General features: G+C 75.3%; 16 protein-coding genes. 10 read left to right on the top strand and 6 right to left on the bottom strand.

Annotated features, from left to right (window positions below):
• Positions 1–61: 61 nt before the first annotated feature.
• Positions 62–1,429: an MFS transporter gene (locus ACFQ8C_RS28770; RefSeq protein ID WP_383462776.1), complete on the bottom strand. Its 1,368-nt coding sequence runs from the start codon at positions 1,427–1,429 to the stop codon at positions 62–64.
• A gap of 304 nt (positions 1,430–1,733) precedes the next feature.
• Between ACFQ8C_RS28770 and ACFQ8C_RS28765 the strand changes: the two genes are divergently transcribed.
• From ACFQ8C_RS28765 to ACFQ8C_RS28750, 4 genes are all read left to right on the top strand, one after another.
• On the top strand, positions 1,734–3,509 hold the full coding sequence (locus tag ACFQ8C_RS28765; RefSeq protein WP_383462774.1) for a CoA transferase: 1,776 nt from the start codon (positions 1,734–1,736) through the stop codon (positions 3,507–3,509).
• A gap of 197 nt (positions 3,510–3,706) precedes the next feature.
• Complete coding sequence (locus tag ACFQ8C_RS28760; RefSeq protein ID WP_383462771.1) at positions 3,707–5,422, top strand: class I adenylate-forming enzyme family protein; 1,716 nt, start codon at positions 3,707–3,709, stop codon at positions 5,420–5,422.
• A gap of 93 nt (positions 5,423–5,515) precedes the next feature.
• Positions 5,516–6,772 carry a nucleotide sugar dehydrogenase gene (locus ACFQ8C_RS28755; RefSeq protein ID WP_383462768.1) on the top strand — a complete coding sequence of 419 codons (1,257 nt, stop codon included), beginning with the start codon at positions 5,516–5,518 and terminating at the stop codon, positions 6,770–6,772.
• Between the two features lie 118 nt (positions 6,773–6,890).
• Positions 6,891–7,415, top strand: a complete 525-nt coding sequence (locus tag ACFQ8C_RS28750) for an EF-hand domain-containing protein (RefSeq protein ID WP_383462766.1) — start codon at positions 6,891–6,893, stop codon at positions 7,413–7,415.
• Positions 7,416–7,488: 73 nt separating this feature from the next.
• Here ACFQ8C_RS28750 and ACFQ8C_RS28745 read toward each other — a convergent pair whose 3' ends face one another.
• Genes ACFQ8C_RS28745 through ACFQ8C_RS28725 form a run of 5 tightly spaced genes read right to left on the bottom strand, consistent with a single transcriptional unit; the run spans position 7,489 to position 13,351 of the window.
• Entirely contained in the window at positions 7,489–7,947 is a 459-nt protein-coding gene (locus ACFQ8C_RS28745) for a DUF6917 domain-containing protein (RefSeq protein ID WP_383462763.1), read from the bottom strand.
• The gene (locus tag ACFQ8C_RS28740) at positions 7,944–8,951 is read right to left on the bottom strand and encodes a Gfo/Idh/MocA family protein (RefSeq protein ID WP_383462761.1); all 1,008 of its coding nucleotides are present in this window, start codon (positions 8,949–8,951) and stop codon (positions 7,944–7,946) included. Before ACFQ8C_RS28740 ends, ACFQ8C_RS28745 begins: the two co-directional genes overlap by 4 nt.
• On the bottom strand, positions 8,948–10,084 hold the full coding sequence (locus tag ACFQ8C_RS28735; protein WP_383462759.1) for an Ldh family oxidoreductase: 1,137 nt from the start codon (positions 10,082–10,084) through the stop codon (positions 8,948–8,950). Before ACFQ8C_RS28735 ends, ACFQ8C_RS28740 begins: the two co-directional genes overlap by 4 nt.
• Positions 10,081–12,336, bottom strand: coding sequence for a M20/M25/M40 family metallo-hydrolase (locus ACFQ8C_RS28730; protein WP_383462757.1), 2,256 nt, complete (start codon positions 12,334–12,336; stop codon positions 10,081–10,083). The genes ACFQ8C_RS28735 and ACFQ8C_RS28730 overlap by 4 nt, the downstream gene beginning before the upstream one ends.
• Entirely contained in the window at positions 12,320–13,351 is a 1,032-nt protein-coding gene (locus tag ACFQ8C_RS28725) for a Gfo/Idh/MocA family protein (protein WP_383462754.1), read from the bottom strand. The genes ACFQ8C_RS28730 and ACFQ8C_RS28725 overlap by 17 nt, the downstream gene beginning before the upstream one ends.
• 336 nt (positions 13,352–13,687) lie before the next feature.
• Between ACFQ8C_RS28725 and ACFQ8C_RS28720 the strand changes: the two genes are divergently transcribed.
• Genes ACFQ8C_RS28720 through ACFQ8C_RS28695 form a run of 6 tightly spaced genes read left to right on the top strand, consistent with a single transcriptional unit; the run spans position 13,688 to position 20,782 of the window.
• Entirely contained in the window at positions 13,688–14,770 is a 1,083-nt protein-coding gene (locus ACFQ8C_RS28720) for a DegT/DnrJ/EryC1/StrS family aminotransferase (protein ID WP_383462751.1), read from the top strand.
• A complete protein-coding gene (locus ACFQ8C_RS28715; RefSeq protein ID WP_383462749.1) occupies positions 14,767–15,942 on the top strand; it encodes a DegT/DnrJ/EryC1/StrS family aminotransferase in 1,176 nt (391 codons plus the stop codon). The genes ACFQ8C_RS28720 and ACFQ8C_RS28715 overlap by 4 nt, the downstream gene beginning before the upstream one ends.
• A 58-nt stretch (positions 15,943–16,000) precedes the next feature.
• Entirely contained in the window at positions 16,001–17,353 is a 1,353-nt protein-coding gene (locus tag ACFQ8C_RS28710; RefSeq protein ID WP_383462746.1) for a protoporphyrinogen/coproporphyrinogen oxidase, read from the top strand.
• On the top strand, positions 17,350–18,966 hold the full coding sequence (locus ACFQ8C_RS28705) for an AMP-binding protein (RefSeq protein WP_383462743.1): 1,617 nt from the start codon (positions 17,350–17,352) through the stop codon (positions 18,964–18,966). Before ACFQ8C_RS28710 ends, ACFQ8C_RS28705 begins: the two co-directional genes overlap by 4 nt.
• Complete coding sequence (locus tag ACFQ8C_RS28700; RefSeq protein ID WP_383462740.1) at positions 18,963–19,802, top strand: class I SAM-dependent methyltransferase; 840 nt, start codon at positions 18,963–18,965, stop codon at positions 19,800–19,802. Before ACFQ8C_RS28705 ends, ACFQ8C_RS28700 begins: the two co-directional genes overlap by 4 nt.
• Complete coding sequence (locus ACFQ8C_RS28695; RefSeq protein WP_383462738.1) at positions 19,799–20,782, top strand: UbiA family prenyltransferase; 984 nt, start codon at positions 19,799–19,801, stop codon at positions 20,780–20,782. Before ACFQ8C_RS28700 ends, ACFQ8C_RS28695 begins: the two co-directional genes overlap by 4 nt.
• The last annotated feature ends 102 nt before the right edge of the window (positions 20,783–20,884 follow it).

The raw sequence follows: 20,884 nt of genomic DNA, 5'->3' as shown, positions 1-20,884 counted from the left end.
GACTGAGACGGCGGGGCCCCCCGCCCCGGCGGGGCGCGGGGCCGGAGCTCCGGCGCGCGGGTCAGGCGTCGGCGCCGACCCGGGCGGGCGCGGCACTCGGCTCGTCGGCCTCGGAGAGGTCGGCGTTGCGGGTCTCCCGGGCGCAGGCGACGGCGACGACCGTGAGCAGCGCGGCGGCGATCACGTACAGGGCGATCGGGGTGGAGCTGCCGTGGTCGGCGAGGAGGGCGGTCGCGATCAGCGGGGCGGGCGCGCCGGCCGCCACGGAGGAGAACTGCGCTCCGATCGAGGCGCCGGAGTAGCGCATCCGGGTCGCGAACATCTCGGAGAAGAACGCGGCCTGCGGGGCGTACATGGCGCCGTGCAGGACCAGGCCGACGGTCACGGCGAGCAGCAGGCTGCCGAAGGAGCCCCGGTCGACGAGGGCGAAGAAGGGGAACATCCAGGCGCCGACGCCGACCGCGCCGATCAGGTACACCGGCCGGCGGCCGATCCGGTCGGAGAGCGCGCCCCAGAGCGGGATGACGGCGAAGTGCACGGCGGAGCCGACGAGGACGGCGTTGAGCGCGGTCTGCTTGGAGAGGCCGACGGAGGTGGTGGCGTAGACGAGGATGAAGGCGGTGATGACGTAGTAGGAGATGTTCTCGGCCATGCGGGCGCCCATCGCGATGAGGACGTCCTTCCAGTGGTCGCGCAGCACGGCGACGAGCGGGGGCTTCTCGGCCGCGGCGTGGGCGGCCTTGCGCTCCTCGGCGGCGGCGAGCGCGGCCTTGAAGACCGGAGACTCGTCCACGGAGAGCCGGATCCACAGTCCGACCATCACGAGCACGCCGGAGAGCAGGAACGGGATCCGCCATCCCCACGAGGTGAACGCGGCGTCCGACAGCAGCGCGGTCAGCGCCGACAGCACTCCGGTCGCGAGGAGCTGGCCGGCCGGGGCACCGGTCTGCGGCCACGACGCCCAGAAGCCGCGCCGCCGCGCGTCGCCGTGCTCCGACACCAGCAGCACCGCACCGCCCCACTCGCCGCCGAGCGCGAAGCCCTGGACCAGTCGCAGCGCCGTGAGCAGCAGCGGAGCGGCCGATCCGACGGTCGCGTGCGTCGGCAACAGACCGATGGCAAAGGTCGCCCCGCCCATCATCAGCAGGCTGAGCACCAGCAGCTTCTTCCGCCCCAGCCGGTCCCCGTAGTGCCCGAAGACCAGCGCGCCGATCGGCCGGGCGGCGAACCCGACGGTGTAGGTGAGGAAGGAGAGCAGCGTGCCGACGAGCGGGTCCGATTCGGGGAAGAACAGCTTGTTGAAGACGAGCGCGGCGGCGGATCCGTAGAGGAAGAAGTCGTACCACTCGATGGTGGTGCCGATGAGGCTGGCGGCGACGATGCGCTTGAGGGATCCGGGCGGTGTCGGAGCGGTTCTTGCGGCGGCCATGTGCACCACTTCCAGACAGGTACGGGGACGAATCGGTGTCGCCATACCGTAGGAATGTGCAGGTCACCATCGTATGTGGTGGGACACCATAGTTGAGGACGGCTGAATGCGGCCAACCTCTATGACGCCCCCGCGGACGCCGGGTCCGCTCCCGGACGGTCGTACGAGCGCCCGTCCGTCGGGGTGAAACGGCGCAGGTGGCCGTGCCCCGGTCGGCCCCGCGCTGTTCTCACCCGGAGGAAAGATCGTTCCGAGGTGGGGAGGCGACGGCGATGCTGCGGGACGGGGAAGGCGGTCGGCGTACGTGAGCCTGTCCGAGGAGGCCGCTACCAGGGCGCCGTCCGCGCCCGCGGACACCGCCCGAACGGTGGCCGGGGCGCTGCTCGACCGCACCCTCGACGCCCTGCCCGGCGGCGACCGGGACCTTCCGTCGTGGACCGTCGGCGGCGCCGGACCGGTCGGCGTCGACGCCGGGGACGAGCGCGCCGCCCAGGCCGCCTGCGGCGTCATGCACGTGCACGGCAGGGCCACCGGCGCCCCCGCGCCGCTCACCGCGGAGTACGTCTCCACCGTCACCGGCGTGCTCGCCGCGCAGGGCGTCACGGCGGCCCTGTTCGCCCGCGCCCAGGGCCGCCCACCGCTGCGCACCGGCACCTCCCTCGCCCAGGGCGCGCTCCTCACGGTCACCCAGTACCTCGCCGCCGCCACCGTCCCGGACGACGACCCGGCGGCCGGGAACGCCACCGGGCTCGCGACCCTCGTCACCGCCGACGGCGCGCGCGTCGAGATCGAGACGCTCGACCCCACCGCCTGGGCCGGCTTCTGGGGCCGGTTGGGAGTTCCGCCGCGCACGGCGGGACGCGGCTGGCTGCCCTTCCAGTCCCGCTTCGGCACGGCGGTCTGCCCCCTGGCCCGGGAACTCCGCGCCGCCGTCCTGGCCCACCCCCTGGAGGCCGTACGGCACGCGGGCGCCGCGCACGGCGTGTCGGTCGCCGAGGTCGGCGAGGCGACGGGGCCACCGCGCGGCCTCGCCCCCTGGACGATGGAGCCCGCCCTCCATCCGCGGCCGTACCCCCTCCACCCCCGGACCGCCCCGGCCCCCACCGCCTCCCGCAGGGACGCCCTGCCGCTGGCCGGCGTACGGGTCGTCGAGTCGGCCCGCCGTGTCCAGGGCCCCATGGCCGGGCACGTCCTGCGGATGCTCGGCGCCGAGGTCGTACGCGTCGAGCCCCCCGGCGGCGACCCCCAGCGCGCCCTGCCGCCGGTCGCCGCGGGCTGCTCGGTCCGGTTCTCCGCGCTCAACCACGGCAAGGCCGTCGTCGAGGCCGACCTCACCACCCGCCGGGGCAGGGACACCGTCGGCGAACTCGCCGCCCACGCCGATGTCTTCCTCCACAACTGGGCCCCCGGCAAGGACCGCTCCCTCGGCCTGGACGCCGACGCGCTGCACGCCCTCAACCCCCGCCTGGTGTACGCCTCCGCCTCCGGATTCGGCGCCGCCCTCGGCCCCGTCCCGCCGATCGGCACCGACTACCTCGCCCAGGTCCACGGCGGCCTCGCCGCCGCGCTGCGCCCCGCGGCCGAGCCCCCGGCCCCCTCCCTGATGACCGTCACCGACGTCCTGGGCGGCCTGGTCCTCGCCCAGGCCGTCCTCGCCGGCCTCCTCGCCCGCGAGCGGACCCGCCGGGGCGGCCGTGTCCACTCCTCGCTGCTCTCCGCGGCGGCGCTGGTGCCCCGGGCCGGCCGCCGGGTCGCCCTCTCCCCGCTCGACCACCCGCTGCCCACCGCCGACGGACTGCTCTACCTGGGCGCCGGGGCGCGGTCCAGGCCGGGAGAGGTCGCCCGGACCGTCGGCGCCGCCGGAGCCGACACGGTGGGGGAGCGGCTGAGGCGCCGGACGACGGACGCCTGGCTGGCCGAACTCCGCGCGGCCGGACTGCCGTCGGTCGCCGTCCGTACCGACCTGGCCGGCCTCGCCGGCGACCCGGCCTTCGCCCGCGCCGTCCTCCCGCCGGACGAGTGCCTTCCGTACGCCCGTCCCGCCGCTCCCTGGACGTTCACCGAGGAGACCTCCGCGTGAGGCGCCGGCGCTCGATACCCGGCGGACCGGTGACCACGCCCGGCCGTACGCGCTGACGGAACCCGCCGCCGACGCGCCCGGGTCCGTCGCGCCCAGGCCCCTCCATCCCCCCGACCGGTGTCCGGGCGCTCCTCCGTGAGCCCCGGCCGCGGCCGCCGTGCGCCCCGACCCGCACCCCACTTCGAAGGCGGAACCCGATGACCGCGACGTACACCGTGCGGGAGACCCCCTGGCGCTCCCGGAACGGCCTGGAGCTGCCCGACCGGGTGCCGCGCGCCGACCGCAAGGCGTGGGAGGCGCGGGGCCTGTGCCCCGACGCCGACCTCTTCACGCTCTTCCGCCGGAACGCCCTGGCCTTCCCCGGCCGCGAGGCGGTGGTGGACGACCGGGGGACCCTCACCTACGGCGAGCTGTACGCGGAGGTGCTGCGCGTCGCGGGTCTGTTCGCGGAGGCGGGGCTGGGCGCCCGCGACGTGATCGCGCTGCGGCTGCCCAACGGGCGGCTCGCCGCGGCGGCCGAACTCGCGGTCTACGCCCTCGGCGCGGTCGCCCTGCCGTATCCGCTCGGGGGAGGGGTCCGCGACACCCGCTCGCTGCTGGCCCGCTCCAGGGCGGGCGGGGCCGTCCTCGGCGAACCGGGGGACATCGAGGCGACGGCGGAACTGCCCTGGCTCCGCGCCGTGTTCACCGCGTCGCCCGAGGCGTCCGGCGGGGTGGGCGGCCTGGACGGCGCGGTGCCGCGCGCGGCCTTCCGGCCGCCGGAGCGGCCTGCCGGGGCCGCCGCTCCGGCGCGGCTCCTCGTCTCCTCCGGTTCCGAGGCCGAGCCGAAGCTGGTCGCCTACAGCCACCAGGCGATGGCCGGGGGCCGGGCCGCGTACGTACGGGCGCTCGCGGGTTTCCCGGCCGAGCCGCCCCGGTTCCTCGTGCTCGTCCCGCTGGCCTCCTCGTACGGCTCGCTCGGCGTCCCGGTGGCTCTCGCCGCGCTCGGCGCGACCCTGATCACGCGCGAGCGGTTCGACGCCCGCGAGGCGCTCGGGGCGGTCGTCGACCACCGGCCCACCCATGTCTTCGGGGTGCCGACGATGCTGCGGCGGATGGCCGACCTGCCCCGCACGCCGGGGGAGGACACCTCCGCGCTGCGGGCCGTCGTCTCCAGCGGTGCCGCGCTGCCCGCCTCCACCGCGACCGCCTGCCGGGAACGCTTCGGCGTGCCGGTCGTCACCGTGTACGGCTCGTCCGACGGCGTCAACTGCCACACCGTCACCCCGGCCGGCGACACCGCCGGCACCCCCGACCCCGCGGTGGCCGACATCCGGATCGTCCGGCCGGACGGCACGCGCGCGGCCATCGGCGAGCCCGGGGAGATCCAGGCCAAGGGGCCGATGACACCGCTGTGTTACGTGGACGCGCCCGAACTCGACGCCCGCTACCGGACCGCGACGGGCTGGGTCCGCTCCGGTGACCTCGGGGCGCTCGACGGGGAGGGGCGGCTCCGGGTGCTCGGCCGGCTCAAGAACGTGGTGATCAGGGGCGGTTACACGATCAGCCCCGCCGAGGTGGAGCACGAGCTGGGCAGTGACCCCCGCATCGCCGAGGCGGTCTGCGTCCCCCTGCCCGACGAGGAGTTCGGCGAGCGGCTGTGCGCGGTCGTCCGGCCGGTCCCGGGGGTGCCCGCGCCGGCCCTGGGCACCGTGACCGCCCACCTCGCGGCCCGGGGCCTGGAGCGCCGGAAGTTCCCCGAGTACCTCCTGGTGCTCGACCGGATGCCGCTGCGGCCCACCGGGAAGGTCTGCCGCCGCACCGTCACCGCCTGGGCCGCGGACGCCCTGGGCGGCGCCGCGCCGCCCGGCACGACGGTCCGCGTCGACCTGGAAGCAGGCGATTTCACTCATGTGGGCGAAGTAGTGGATTGATTGCGCGAAACGCAGGAATTGCATGCAATCCTGTTGCTGCAAACGGAATCTTTGATTCAACTTCCTTGTGTGGAGTGAATCACAGGGGGACGCATGTTCACAGAAGTCGCCGTGGTCGGTCTCGGCTACGTCGGCCTTCCGCTGGCCCGCCGGGCCTGCGAGGCGGGGCTCGCGACCGTCGGTTTCGACATCGACGCCGAGGTCGTGCGGGGGCTGGACCAGGGGCGTTCCCACATCGAGGACATCCCCGACGAGTCCATCGCGGCGATGCGCGCCACCGGCTTCTGGGCCGGCACGGACCCCGGCATCCTCGCCGGCGCCCACACCGTCGTCATCTGCGTGCCCACCGGCCTCACCCCGACGGGAGAGCCGGACCTGTTACCGCTGACGACGGCGGTCCGCACCGTCGCCCGCCACCTGGAGCCCGGCGTGCTGGTCTGCGTCGAGTCCACCAGCCACCCGGGCACCACGGAGGAGATCGTCCGGCCCCTCCTCGAAGCGCACGGACTGCGCGTCGGCGAGGACTTCCACCTGGCGTACTCCCCCGAGCGCATCGACCCCGGAAACCGCCGCTACAGCCTGCGCACCACGCCGAAGGTGGTCAGCGGCTGCACCAAGCTCTGCGCCAAGCACGCGACCGCCTTCTACGAGCGGCTCGTCGACGAGGTCGTCGTCGCCGCCGGGACGCGGGAGGCGGAGATGGCCAAGCTCCTCGAGAACGCCTACCGGTACGTCAACATCGCCCTGGTCGACGAGGTCGCCGTCTACTGCGACCGGGTCGGCATCGACATCTGGGACGTGCTGCGCTGCGCGAACACCAAGCCCTTCGGCTTCTCGGCCTTCCGGCCGGGCCCCGGCGTCGGCGGACACTGCATCCCCGTCGACCCCCGCTATCTGATGAGCCACGCCGCCGAACAGGGCTTCACCTTCCACACCCTGGGCGCCGCCCGCGCCGTCCTCGACGCCATGCCCGAGCACGTCGCGGGCCGGGCCCAGGACCTGCTCGTCGCGGCCGGGAAGGACCCCGCCGGGGCCAGGGTGACCCTGCTCGGCGTCGCCTACAAGGCCGACATCTCCGACACCCGGGAGTCGCCCGCCTACGGCGTGGCCCGTGCGCTCGGCGCGCTCGGCACCCGGCTCACCTACCACGACCCGTACGTCGAACGCTTCGAGGTGGACGGCGTCCCCGTCCCCCGGCAGCGCTCGCGCGAACAGGCCCTCGCCGGCAGCGACCTGGTGGTGCTGCTCCAGGAGCACGCCGAGTACCGGTCCGCCGACTGGGACACCGCCGACTGCCCGGTCCTGGACACCCGGGGGACGGCGGAGGGCAGACGCGTGGTGCGGCTCTGACGCCGCGTCACGCCCCACAGACCTCCGGTCCGGCCACGCGCGCGCGTGGCCGGACCGAGGAAAGGCAGCCCGGACGCCCGTCCGGGCGACACCCGTGAAGAACTAAGGAGAAAACCTCATGACCATCGCCCAGGAGCGTCTGGCCAAGCGTTTCGAGAAGTGGGACGCGAACGGCGACGGCGTGCTGGAGCCCTCGGACTTCGTCACCGAGGCCGCCAACATCGCCCGCGCCTTCGGCGAGACCCCCGAGTCGGCGAAGGGCGCCCAGCTCCGCGACGGCTTCATCGCGATGTTCGACCTGCTCGCGAAGAAGGCCGGCGCCTCGGCCGAGGGCCAGATCAACCGCGCGCAGTTCCTCCAGGCCGCCGGTGAGGTCGTCGAGGGTGGCCCCGCCACCTTCAACCCCGTCCTCGGCCCGGTCACCAAGGGCATCGTCGCCCTCGCCGACAAGAACAACGACGGCGTCATCGACGAGGCCGAGTTCGCGGCGTGGCTCGGCGCGATCGGCCTGGACGAGAAGGCGGGCCGCGCGGCCTTCCAGCAGATCGACTCCGACAAGAGCGGCACGCTCTCCGAGGACGAGCTGCTCGACGCGGTGCGCCAGTTCCACACCGGTGAGCTCGACGTCGAGCTGCTCGGCTGAGCCCCACCGCAGCCGGAAGCGGCCGGCCGGCACCCTCTCGGGGGGTGCCGGCCGGCCGTCCTTCGTGTGCGGCTCAGCCGGCCGGCAGGAACACCACCGGGGTCTCGGGCTCCAGTGCCAGGGACCGGCCGGTCAGCAGCCGGGACGCGTGGATCACGATGTTGTAGTGGTTGGGCAGGTGGCAGCCGTCGAAGCCGAGCACGCTGCCCACCGGCTCCCCGCCGACCAGCACCGTGTCCCCGCGGTCGACGACACCGCCGTTCTCCAGCTCCACGAAGCCGAGGAAGCCGACCCGGTCCACCCGCGCGCCCGGCGCGTCGGTCCACCGGTCGGTCGTCAGCAGCTCGTGCACCTCGCCCCGGCGGACGCAGCGGGCGGCGAACGGCTCCAGGGTCATGCCCCGGTCCGTGCGCTCGTGCAGCAGCACCTTCACCAGCGTGCCGCGCACCGCGCGCTTGCCGCCGTTCTCGTGCCGGCCGGCGTCGAGCGACGGCGAGGGGGAGGCGGAGAGAGGGGCGGGAGAGGTGGTCATCGGGGCTCCGGTCGGGGGGTGAGGCGCGGTTCCCCGGCGCTCCGGGGCGCCGGGAGACCGGGGGAGGCCTCCGCGGCGTAGACGGCGGCGACCAGTTCGAGCGCGGCCAGGCCGCCCTCGACGGCCAGGGACGGGTCGGGCAGTCCGCGCAGACCGGCGACGTCCCTCAGCACGCCCTCGTACTCGTGCCAGAGCGACTCCTTGAAACCGGGGCGGCCGCCCAGCATGTCCGCGGACAGCTCGGTGCCGTCGTCGAGCCGCACCACCACGTCCTTGACCTCGCCGGGGTACGACCAGTCCAGCTCCACGAGGCCGCGGCCGCCCGGCCCGGCCAGCTCGATCACGGCCTGCCGGTCGGTGCCGGCGGCGTCCCGGGTCACGTCCACGGAGACGACCTCCGAAGGCGTCTCGCCCAGCAACAGGCGTACCAGGTCGAAGGCGTTGGGTCCGTTGTCCGCGACGCAGCCGCCGCCGCAGCGGGCGGGGTCCAGGTACCAGGTGTCCGCGCCGATGTGCTCCTCGATCCGCTCCAGGTACCGCACCCGTACGGACTCCACCCGCACCGGGGCGTCCGGCGCGGGCAGTCGGCCCAGCAGCGCGAGGACCTGGTCGTTGTAGCGGCGGTGGAAGGCGGTGAGGACCGGGACGCCGTACTCCCGGGAGAGCTCCGCCAGGCGGCGGCCGTCCGCCGGGTCGAGGGCGAGCGGCTTCTCCACGCAGACCGGGACGCCGGCCCGCAGCGCGTCCGCGCACACCTCGGCGTGCGCGTGGTTGGGCACGGCGACGACCAGGGCGTCCAGCGGCCCGGCGGCGAGCAGCTCCCGGTGGTCGGTGTGGCAGGCGACCCGGCCGCGGAAGGGGGCCAGCGCCTCCTCGCGCAGGTCGCAGACCGCGGCCACCTCCCACTCGGGCATCCGCTCGGCGGCGGCCAGGTAGAAGCGGGAGATCACACCGAGTCCGGCGACCCCCAGGCGCAGCGGACCGGCACCGGTGGGCGGCGTCACGCGTTCTCCTCCGCGGTGACCGGGAGCCGGAGGCCGAGGGCGGTCAGTTCGGTGTGCAGCGCGGCGGAGAGCGGGACGCCCGACGCGCGCCGTCGCTCGGCGCGTTCGGCCTCAGGGTGGCCCGGGTAGCGTACGGGTCCCTGACCGGGCAGCGGCGGACAGCCGAGGACCGTGCCGAACATCTCCCGGGCGTCGTCGTCGAAGCCGTCGCGGAGCACGCCGGGTGCGATGGCCATGACGAGGAAGCCGATGTCGTCGTCGTCGCCCCCCGGCCTGCCGTCGCCCTCCAGGGCGGTGGGGGAAGGGCCCGTGGCCGCCCCGGGCAGCACGGCGGCGAGCAGCTCCACCGCGAGCCCGAGACCGAAGCCCTTGAAGGCGCCGGTCGCGGGGGTGCCGCCGAGCCAGCCCAGCCAGGCCTCGCCCCGGTCGTAGGCGGCGGCGTCCCGCACCGGTCGCCCGGCGTCGTCGGTGAGCCAGCCCTCGGGGGCCTCCCGGCCGTCGCGGGCCGCCGTACGGATCCGGCCGGTCGGGACGACGGTGGTGCTCATGTCCAGGACGAACGGGCGCCCTTCGAGGGCGGGGGCCGCCACGCTCAGCGGATTGGTCCCGAGCAGGGCGGCGGCGCCGAGCGGCGGGCGGGCGATGCGCTGGCCGCCGCAGTTGGAGGCCACGACGCCGATCATGCCGCGGTCGGCGGCCCGCTTGGCGTGGACGCCCGCGCAGCCGAAGTGGGTGGCGCCCCGCACCGACACGAGGCCGATGCCGCACCGGGCCGCGCGCTCCGCCGCGAGGTCCATCGCCTCCGAGGCGGCCCACAGGCCGAGCGCACGCCGGTGGTCCAGGGCCACGCAGGGGCCCAGGTCGCGCAGGACCAGCGGTTCGGCGAGGGGGTCGGCGCCGCCGGAGCGGAGCAGCGGTCCGTAGAGCCGGGCCAGGTTGAACACGCCGTGCGAGTCCATGCCGGTCAGGTCGCCGTAGCAGAGCGCCTCGGCGGCGAGCAGGGCCCGGCCCTCGGGCACTCCGAGACGGACGAAACAGGCGGCGGTCTCGGCGAGCAGGGTCTCGTACGCGACCGTCACCTCCCTCCCGTCACGGGTCCGGGGTACGGCGGCGTCGGGCAGCGTGGACGTCATGCGGTTCCTGCTTTCTCGGTAGCTACCGGTACGGCGCGGTGCTCCGCGCCGTACCGGACGTCATCGGCGAAGGCGGTCAGCAGCGCGGCGGTACGGTCCGCGAACGCCTCCAGGTCGGCCAGGTCGACGAACTCACCCGCCGCGTGCGCCTTGTTGGCGTCCAGCGAGCCCGGGCCGAACACCGTGGTGAAGGAGGCTTCGGTGCCGTCCAGCCAGATCGCGTCACAGGTGAACCCGGGCTCGTCGTCGGGCCACCGCGGGATGCCGGCGCGGGCCAACAGGGCCTCGCCCCAGGCGGGTTGGGCGCCGAGCGCGGGCAGTCCTCGCTTCTCCCAGTCGAGGCGGGTGATCCGGGCCGCGTCGGCCGCCGTCCGGGCGAAGAGGGGGATGCCGCGGAAGCGGGCGGTGAACTCGCGCAGTCCGTCGTCGAGGGCGCGGGCGAGGGCCCGCTCGGCGGCGGCGCCCGCCTCGGCGGTGGCGTAGGCCAGGTTGAGCAGCAGACTGCCGGTGCCGTGCACCTTGTTGTGCAGCGTGCCGGTGTGCAGCCCCGCCACGCAGACCGTGGGCGGGGGCCCGCCGGAGGGGGCCGGGCCGAGGGCGGCGGCGAGGTGCTGGGCGAGGAAGCCCAGGAGGACGGTGGCGTTGTGTCCGGCCCCGGGCCGGTCGTCGACGGCGTCCTCGCCCTCGACCGAGACGCGGGCGGTGGCGGCGGCGGTGGCGCGGGGCAGGTGGCGCAGCCCGGTCGGCTCGCAGAAGACGTTGAGCCGGCCCACGTGGCCCGCCTCCACCAGCGGCCGGGTGCCGAAGGTGCCGAGCGCCCCGCCCTCCTCGCCGGCCACCGCCTGGACGAGGACCGCGACGTCCCGGCCGATCGCCGGGCGGCTCTCGGCGGCGGCCGCGATCCCGGCGAGCAGTGCGACCGCCGGGCCCTTCGCGTCGACCGCTCCCCGGCCGTGGAACCGGCCGCCGTCGTACGCGGGCGGTTCGCCGCCGGCGACGGTGTCCAGGTGCACGTTGAACATCACCGTGCGCTCCCGGGGCAGCGCGGGGCCGAGGCGCAGCACCAGGCTCGGCTGGCGCTCCAGGAAGGACGGGTCGGCTTCGACCGCGCGGCGTACCGGCCGTGGGGTGTCGTCGCGCAGCACCGTCCCGGGGGCCGGGGAGCCCAGGCGCACCGTCGTGAAGCCGAGCCGGGCGGCGGCCGCGGCGTAGGAGTGGAGGGCGGCCGTCAGGTGGTGGGGCGCGTCGGGGCCGGTCTCCAGCGGGCCCGCGGTGGGCGTGTGCAGCAGGTGGAGCAGCAGTCCCGTGTCGATGCCGGCCGGACGTGGCGGCGGCGGGGGGCCGGCCGGAGCGGGGGCCGGCGCGGAGACGGCGGGGGAGGGGGTGGGGCCGGGCGGGGGCGGGACCGGCAGGGCGGCGAGGGCGCGGGCGGCCCGGACGAAGGGGCGGGCCGTTTCGGTGGCCTCGCCGCGGACGCCCGCGTGCGGGATCACCACGAGATGGGGTTCGAGGGAGTACGCGCCCCGGTAGCCGTGCTCCTCCAGGAGCCGTACGCAGTCGGCGACCCGGGCGACGCCCTCGCCGGGCGGGGTGTAGACGGCCTCGCCGGGGCGGTCGCCGGGGAGCGCGTCCTTGACGTGGACGTGGGCGACGTACGGCAGGAGCCGTTCGAGGAGCGCGTGGCCGTCGTAGCCGTAGGGCACGCCGTTGCCGGTGTCGAAGAGGACGCGCAGCGCCGGGCTGTCCACCTCGGCCAGCATCCGGAGCGTCCGGTCGGCGTCGGAGCCGGCCCAGCCCGCGCAGTTCTCGTGGAGCAGTTCGACGCCGAGCCGCTCCGCGCGGCGGGCCAGCCGGCGCATGCGGTCGATGGCCTCGGCCGCCCACTCCTCCTCGGGCAGTCCGCCGTCGGTCCACGACATGACGCGCAGGCTGCGGCAGCCCAGCACCCTGCCGTGCTCGGCGAGGCGGTCCAGCTCGTCCAGGTCGGCGGAGAAGGGGCCGGTGACCGGGCGGGCCCAGTTGCCGATGCGGGAGTCCAGGCAGACCACGCCGAGGCCTGCCGCGTGCAGGCGCGCGGCGGCCTCCCGTACGGCCGACGCGGAGAGGTCGGCCAGCGCCGTGCCGTCGAGGCTGCGCAGTTCCAGCGCGGACCAGCCCAACTCCCGGGCGACGGCGATCTGCCCGGCCAGCCCGGGGGCGGCCTCGTCGCCGATGCCGGTGATCCGGCCGGTCAGGTCAACGGGCCGCGACACGGGGGGCCTCCTCGTGCGGTTCGCCGGCCACGTCCGCCGCGCAGCGCCGCTTGGCCGCGCCGAGCAGCCGTACCGCGTCGGCGTGGAGGGTGAAGTCCGCGTCCCAGGAGGGGTCTTCGGGCGGGACGGTGGCGAAGCGGGTGTAGGTCCGGTGCAGGAAGGCGGTCAGCGCGTCGTCGCGGAACACCTCCCGGCGCCCGGCGATGTCGAGCTGTACGTGGTCGTCGGCGTCGCTCGGGGCGAAGTGGGCGACGGTGGTGCCGTGTTCGAAGGTGAGGGCGACCCGCCGCTCGCGTACCGGGGCGGTGAGGTCGGAGTGGATGCGGGTGCGCACCCCGTTCGCGTGCAGGAGGTCGAGCACCGCGGAGCCCAGGCCGGGGCGGACCGTCTCCCCGATCCGCAGGTCGGTCAGCCGGGCGCCGGTCGTCTCGGCCGGGCCCGCGAGCGACAGGACCAGGCCGAGGGAGTGCGGCAACTCGACGTCGAACGCCGTGGGATGGCCGTCGTCGGGGCGCAGCGAGCGGGTGAAGCGCGGTTTGTGCTGGGCGACGTCGATGCGGAGCAGCCGCCCGAGCGCGCCCGAGGCGATCGCCGCGCGCAGACGGTCGGCGAGGGCGGAGGCGGGCCAGTGCGCCACGACCGCGAGGCGCGTCCCGTGCCGGGCCACCAGCTCGGTGATCGCGGTCAGTTCCGCGGTGTCGGTGGCGAGCGGCTTCTCCACGATCAGGTCGCGGTAACCGGCGGCGGACAGCTCGGCGAGGACCGGGAGCCGGGTGGCGGGCGGGGTGCAGACGTGGACCACGGCGCGGTCGGGGGGCAGCAGCGCGCGTGCCTCGTCGAGCGTCGCCGTCACGGTGACGCCGTCCGGCAGCGGGGCGCGCCGCCCCGGGCGGGGGTCGACGGCGACGACCGGTCCCCGCCAGAGGTCGGGCGAGCGGTCGCGGGCGGTGCGCAGGGCCCGCAGGTGCAGCCCGGAGCCGGCCCGGCCCAGTCCGATGATCAGAGGCTGCCTCATACGGTTGTTCCATTCGATGATTCGGGCGGGATGCAGCGAAGAATCTCTCCGCCGCGCGCGACATCGGTCAAGGAAATCGGAGGCATGATCACCGAGAAGTATGAATTTCCTTTGCGGGTTCGTGACGTCGATCGGCGCGCTGTTACGCTCGCTCGGCAGGCTTCCAGGGGGCGGGCACCGCCTCGCCCTTCAGCACTCTCGGGCCCCATGACCGGCCCGGTTGACGCCGGCGTCCCGTCGGCCGAGAAGAATTGTTTCCGCGTGACGCGAACCAGCATTCCCTTTTTCTCCCAGGCGAAGACGTTCGAAAAGATCTGGCCAGAGCTGCGGGCCGGAGTGGACGAGATTTTCGCCGACGGCAAGTTCTCGCATTCCCGTCAGGTCGGGCGTCTGGAAAACGCCCTCGCGCGGTACACCGGCGCCCGCCACGTGATCGGGGTCAACAGCGGGACCGACGCCCTGGTGCTCCTCCTCCAGGCGTGCGGGCTGCGCCCCGGGGACCGGGTCCTCGTCCCCGCGTACTCCTTCGTGGCCACCGCCAGCTCCGTCGTCCTGGCCGGCGGGCGGCCCGTCTTCACGGACATCGACCCGGACACGTACGCCATGCGTCCCGAGACGATCGGGGACGAGGCCGCGGACGGCGCCCGGTTCATGCTGCCCGTGCACCTCTTCTCCCGGATGGCCGACATGGCGGCGCTCTCCGCCTTCGCCGCCGACCGGGGAGTGACGCTCCTGGAGGACAGCGCCGAGGGCATCGGCATGCGGCAGAACGGCGTCCACGCCGGGCTGCACGGACGCGGCGGCGTGCTGTCCTTCTTCCCCAGCAAGACGCTCGGCGCGCTCGGCGACGCGGGGGCCGTCCTCACCGACGACCCGGACCTCGCCGACCACGTGGCCGCGCTCCGCCACCACGGCCGCACCGGGCGCACCCTCGCCCACTTCCCCGGCATCTCCCACGAGACCGTGCACATCGGCCACAACAGCAAGATGGACGACCTCCAGGCCGCCGTCCTGCTCGCCAAACTCACCGTGCTCGACGAGGACATCCGCCACCGCGCCGTCCTGGCCCGCCGCTACGACGAAGGACTGCGCGGCTCGCCCGGCATCACCCGGCTGCCCGCGGTCACCGGCGCCCCCGACGAGGTCTTCTACGTCTACCTGATCGAGACCGACCGGCGCGACGAGCTCGTCACCCACCTCCAGGACCAGGGCATCGGCACCGAGACGTACTACCCCCGGCCGCTGCACCTCCAGCCCTGCTTCGCCGAACTCGGCCACCGCCCCGGCGACTTCCCCGTCGCCGAGGCGGCCTCCCGCGGCGCCGTCGCCCTGCCGCTCTACGCCGATCTCACCGAGGCCGAGGTGGACCGGGTCTGCGCGGCCGTCCGCGCGTTCCACACCGGGAAGGTGCCCGCATGACCACCACCAGCGACCGGGACACCGGGACCGCCGCCACCCCCGGCGACCGCGTCCCCTTTTTTCCGCCCGACCTCTTCCACGAGGACCGCGACACCCTGCTGCGGCTCCTCCACGAGATCGGCACCGGAGCCGACCAGAAGTTCATCCTCGGCGACCACACCCGCCGCTTCGAGGACGCCCTGCGCGAGCGGCTCGGCGCCACCGACGTCGTCGCCTGCTCCAGCGGCACCTCCGCCCTCCACCTGATCCTCACCGCCCTCGGCGTCGGCGCCGGCGACGAGGTCGTGGTCCCCGCCTTCGGCTGCGCCCCGCTCGCCGCCGCCGTCCTCCACGCCGGCGCCGTCCCCGTCTTCGGCGACATCGACCCCCGCTCCCTCACCCTGGACCCGGCCGACGCGGAGGCCCGCGTCACCGCGCGGACCAAGGCGCTGATGCCCGCCCACATGTTCTCCGTCATGGCCGACATGCCCCGCTTCACCGCCCTCGCGGCCGCCCGCGGCCTGCGGCTGATCGAGGACTCCGCCGTCGCCCAGGGCGCCGTCCTCGACGGCACCCCCGCGGGGCTGTGGGGCGACGCCGGGCTCTACTCCTTCGTCCAGGTCAAGTCCTTCGGGATGCCCGGCGAGGGCGGCGCCGTCGTCACCCGCGACGAGGAGACCGGCCGCACCGTCCGGATGCTCCGCAACCACGGCCAGGACGGCGTCCGGCGCGGCCTGCACCACAGGATCGGCGTCAACAGCCGCTTCGACGAGATCCAGGCCGCCTTCCAGCTCCACCGGCTCTCCGGCCTCACCGCCCGGCTGGAGCGCCGCGCCCGGATCGCCGCCCACTACACCGAACACCTCGCCGGCCTGCCCGGCATCGCCACCCCGCCCCCCGGCACCGACGGCCGCTGCTACTACGTCTACACCCTGCTCGCCGACGACCGGGACGCCCTGCGCGACCACCTCTCCGCCGAAGGCGTCGACACCCACGTCTACTACCCGAGGACCCTCCCCGAGCAGGCCGCCTTCACCCCCGTCGCCGCCGCCCGCCCCGGCCCCGGCCTGCCGCACGCCCGCGACGCCGCCCGCCGCCACCTCTCCCTGCCCGTCCACCACCGGCTCACCGACGCCCAGGTCGAACGCGTCACCGACGCCGTCCGCGCCCACGCCCTGCGCACCCGCCGGTGACCCCACCCACCCGGACGGGCCGTGCCACCCGCCCCAGCCCCGCACGGAGTACCCCCGCATGACCCCTGACCTCGACATCGCCGTCATCGGCTCCGGTCTCGCCGGACTCGCCGCCGCCCACGAACTGAGCCGCAACGGCCACGAGGTGTGCGTCTTCGAGGCTGCCGACGCCCCCGGCGGCCGGATGCGCAGCGTCCGCCGCGACGGCTACCTCATCGACACCGGGGCCGAGCAGATCTCCGCCCAGGGCTACCGCGCCACCTGGCAGCTGATCCGCCGGGCCGGACTCACCCCCGACGACGTGCCCCGCATCGGCCGCCCCATGGCCGTGTGGCGCGGCGGCCGACCCCACAACGGCGTCGGCGAACCCCGTGCCGTCCTCACCGGCGCCGGACTCGTCCCCGCCGCCCGGCCCTCCCTGGCCCGCTTCCTCGCCTGGAGCGGACGCCGCCGCACCGAGATCGACCACGACCACCCCGAGACCACCCCGCTCGGCTCCGACACCGTCGCCGCCGCCGCGCGCTCCTACCACCCCGACCTCCACGACCACCTGCTCCAGCCGCTCTCCTCCGCCTTCTTCGGCTGGGACGCGGAACGCAGCGCCGCCGCCCCGCTGGTCGGGCTGCTCCTCGCCGTCGGACCCGTCTCCGCGTGGCGCACCTACCGGGGCGGCATGGACCTGCTCGCCACCCGCCTCGCCGCGGGACTCACGACCCGGTACGGCCACCGGGTCGACGAGGTCACCGACCACGGCGACCACGCCCGGCTCACCGTCGACGGCGTCACCCTCACCGCCCGCGCCGTGGTCCTCGCCGTGCCCGCCCCCGTCGCGGTCCGGCTCACCGGCGGACCCGACCCGGCCGACGCCGGATACGTGGCCGCCTCCACCTTCCGGCCCATGTTCAAGGTCAGCTGCGCCCTCGACCGGCCCCTCGCCCCGCGCGGCGGCGCCTACGCCCTGCTCACCCCCGCGTGCGAGGAGCCGCTGCTCTCCTGCGTCATCGCCGACCACCTCAAATGCCCCGACCGGGCCCCCGTCGGCGCCGGCCTGATCAGCCTGCTCGCCTCGCCGCGCCGCATCCCCGAACTCGCCGGGGCGACCGAGGAGGAGGCCGCCCGCAGGCTCACCGCCGCCGCCGAACGCTACGTACCCGGCCTCGGCGACGCCCTCACCGCCACCCACGTCCACCACTGGCCCGAGGCCATGCCCGAGCTCACCCCGCGCGCCCTCGCCGTGCGCGCCGCCTTCCTGCGCCGCCCGGCCCGCGCCGTCGAGTACGCCGGCGACTGGGTCGCCGCCCGGCCCTCCAGCGAGGGCGCCGCCCGCTCCGGCGCGCTCGCCGCCGCCCGCGTCCTCGCCCACCTCGCCCCGCACCGGGGCCGTACCGCCCGGCAGGAGACCGCCGCATGACCCCCCACGACCTGGGCACCCTCTTCGACGAGCTCGCCGACGCGGGCACCCCCACCCGCTTCCACCTCGACCGCCCCTTCGACCTGGCGCCCTCGCCCACCGGCAACGGAGCCACCGAATGGACGGTCCCGGAACTCGCCCTGCTGGTCCAGGAGACCGCCGGCGCGCTCGCCGCCGCCGGAGCCGGCCCCGGCGAACGGGTCGCGATCGTCAAGGCGAACCACTGGGACTACGACCTGATCGCCTGCGCCGCCGTCCGCACGGGCGCCGTCCCCGTGAAGCTCTCCGACCACCTCGCGCCCGAGGTCCTGCGCGTCCTCCTGGACCGCTGCGCCCCCCGGGTCCTCGTCACCGACCTCGGCGTCCTGCGCCGCGACCCCGCGGTGGACCTCGCCGGAGCGGCCCGCACCACCGTCGTCCTCGGCCCCCGCGGCGCACTCCCGCCCGGCGCCGTCCACCTCGACGAGCTGAGCGGCCACCCCGACCCGGGACCCCACCCCCGCGACGACGACGCCCCCCTGGTCGTCGTCCACACCAGCGGCACCACCGGCGTACCGAAGCTCGTCTCCCACACCACCCGCACCCTCGTCCACCACCTCGCCCGCTTCGAGACCCTGCCGACGCCCCGCATCGGTCTGCGCCGCGACGACAGCCTCTTCAACGCCAGCTCCTACGCCCACGGCCGCACCATCTGCTGGACCGCCGTCGCCCCCGTCCGGGCGCCCCGGCACATCTCCCTCGCCTCCCAGGGCCGGCCCGAGACCGCCGACCTCCTGCTGCGCGCCCATCCGCCGACCGTCGTCGAGGCGCTGCCCTCCCACTACGTACGGCTGCGCCCGCTGACCCGCCGCCTGGACAACCCCTTCCGGGACGTCCGCACCTACATCAGCACCTACGACGCCGTGCACCCGCCCGTCATCCGGTCCTACCTGCGGGCCAGCACCCTGCGCCGGCCGCTGTGGATGCAGGGCTGGGGACAGAGCGAGACCGGTCCGCTGACCTTCGCCTTCCACACCCGCCGCTCCGTCGCCGGGGCCGCCGACGGCACGGCGACGACCGTCCGCGACCTCGGACGCCCCGTCCCCCTGAAGACCCGCCTCAAGGCCGTCGACCCCGACACCTTCCTCCCCGTGCCCGCCGGCACCCCCGGCCTCATCCTGTGCCGCACCAAGGCGCTCGCCCCCGACTACCCCGGGGAGTCCGAGCGCTGGACGGCCAAGAGGCACGGCTCCTGGTGGAACACCGGGGACATCGGGACGATCGCCCGCGACGGCAGCGTGCGGCTCCTCGACCGGGAGGTCGACCACCTCCCCGGATTCAGCTGCCTCCGGACCGAGGACATGCTGGAGGACCTGCTCCCCGAGGCCCTGGAGTGCGTCGTCCTCGCCCGGACCGGCGGCGCCGCCCCGCTGCCCGTCGTGGTCACCGAGGACGGCACCCTCGACCCCGTGAGCTGGAAGCGCGCCGCGGACGGCCTCCCGCCGCTCGCCGAGCCCGCCGTCGTCGCCTGGGACGACGTCCCCCGCACCGCCACCGGGAAGGTCCGGCGCGCCGCCCTCCTCGAACGGCTCACGGGCAGCACCGAGACCTGCGGCACCGGCCGCTGGACATGACGGCGAGCCGGCCCGCGCCCAGCGGCTACGTCTTCGACAACGACAGCCCGCACAGCGCCCGCCACCACGCCTCCCTCGAAGGGGCCCTCGACCCGCTGACGCTCGGCCACCTCCGGGAGGCCGGCGTGGCACCCGGCATGGACTGCCTGGAGATCGGGGCCGGTGCCGGCAGCGTCTCGTACGCGCTGCTCGGGCTCGTCGCGCCCGGCGGCACCGTCACCGCCACCGACATCAAGCCGGGCCGGATCGCCACCCGACCCGGACTGACCGTCCTCGCCCACGACGTCGTCACCGACCCCCTGCCCGAGGAGGCGTACGACGTCGTCGTGGCCCGCCTGGTCCTCCAGCACCTGCCCGAGCGGCAGGCGGTGCTGGGCCGGCTGGTGCGGGCGCTCAGGCCCGGCGGACTCCTCCAGGTCGACGAGTTCGACGCCGGACACGAACCGTGCCTCCTGGCGCCCTCACCGGAGGACGCCCGGCTCTACGAGCGGTTCACCGCGGCCAAGGCGGCGCTGATGCGCGCGGCCGGCGGCGATCCCGGCTGGGGCCGCCGGGCGCCCGCCGCGCTGCGCGAGGCGGGCCTCACCGGCCTCCGCATCCGGCCGCACGTCCTGGTGCGCGCCCCCGGCACGCCCGCGCTCGGGCTCCAGCTCCACCACCTCGCCCAGCTCGCGCCCCGGCTCCTCGACGGCGGCTTCGCCCCCGCCGACCTCGACCGGCTCGGCGCGCTGATGCGCGACCCGGGGTTCGCCGCCGCGACGGGCGTCCTCTACTCCGTGCAGGGCCGCCGCCCCGCCCGTACCACCCTCTCCACCCCAAGCTCCGAGGCGACATGACAGACTCCACGCTCACGACGGGCACCGCCCCCGCTCCCGCCCCCGCCGCCCCCGCTGTCGACAGCGGGCTCCGGACCTACGCGCGGCTCGGCAAGCTCGACGTCTACGACTACTACCTGGGCACCTTCATCGCCCTCTCCGCCGTCCTGCCGCTCGCCGGCGCGTCCACCGGGCGGACGGCCGCGCTCTTCGGCGTCTTCCTCGTCGGGCAGGTCTTCCTGCTCATGGCGATGACCGCCTTCGACGACGTCACGGGCTTCCGCGACGGCAGCGACATCACCAACTACGGCCCCGACCACCCGCTGCGCAACGTGAAGCGCAAGCCGCTGGTGGCCGGTGACCTGACGGTCCCCGAGGCGCTGCGCTTCGCCTGGGGCAGCGCCGTCCTGGCGGCCCTGCTGTTCGGGGCGACCGCCGCGCTGGCCCCGCACCGGCCTGCGTGGACCTCGATCGGGCTCGTCGTGCTGTGGGTGGTGACGCTCCAGTACTCGTACGGGGTCAAGCTCAGCTACCACGGCTTCCAGGAGCTCTACCTCGTCGCCCTCGGCTTCGCCCTGGTGATCCTCCCGTACGGCATGGTCACCGGGCAGGCCACCGGCTTCCTGCTGGTCCAGGCCGTGCTCTTTGGCTTCGGTCCGCTGATGTTCGGGGTGTACTCCAACACCAACGACGTCGACGGAGACCGCGCGGTGGGCCGGCCCACCGTCGCCGCCCTGGTGTCGGAGCGCGGCAACGCCCGGTTCATCGGCGCGCTCTCCCTCGCCGAGTTCCTGGCCGTCGCCGTCGCGAGCCTCGTGGGCGTCGCCCCCTGGTGGTTCGTCCTGGTGATGCTGCCGGCCTCGCTGCTGCGGCTGCGCCAGTACCTGCTCGGCTTCCGGTCGGGCGACATCATGCGGGCCCGGCGCACCGGCTTCGCCGTGCACCGGCTCGGGGTCGTCCTGATGATCACGGCGAACCTGCTGGCGGCCGTCACCGCCTGAGCGGCGGCCGGGATAGTGCTGATCGCGGGCCTCGCGGTGCTCGGCGGGCTGCTGACGTTCGTCGTCGCGCAGTTCTCCTCCGGCCTGCCGGAGCTGCAGAAG

Origin of the sequence: Streptomyces sp. NPDC056503 (genome assembly GCF_042794995.1) — a bacterium.
Classification (GTDB): domain Bacteria; phylum Actinomycetota; class Actinomycetes; order Streptomycetales; family Streptomycetaceae; genus Streptomyces.
This window is presented reverse-complemented; position numbering and strand designations above follow the sequence as displayed.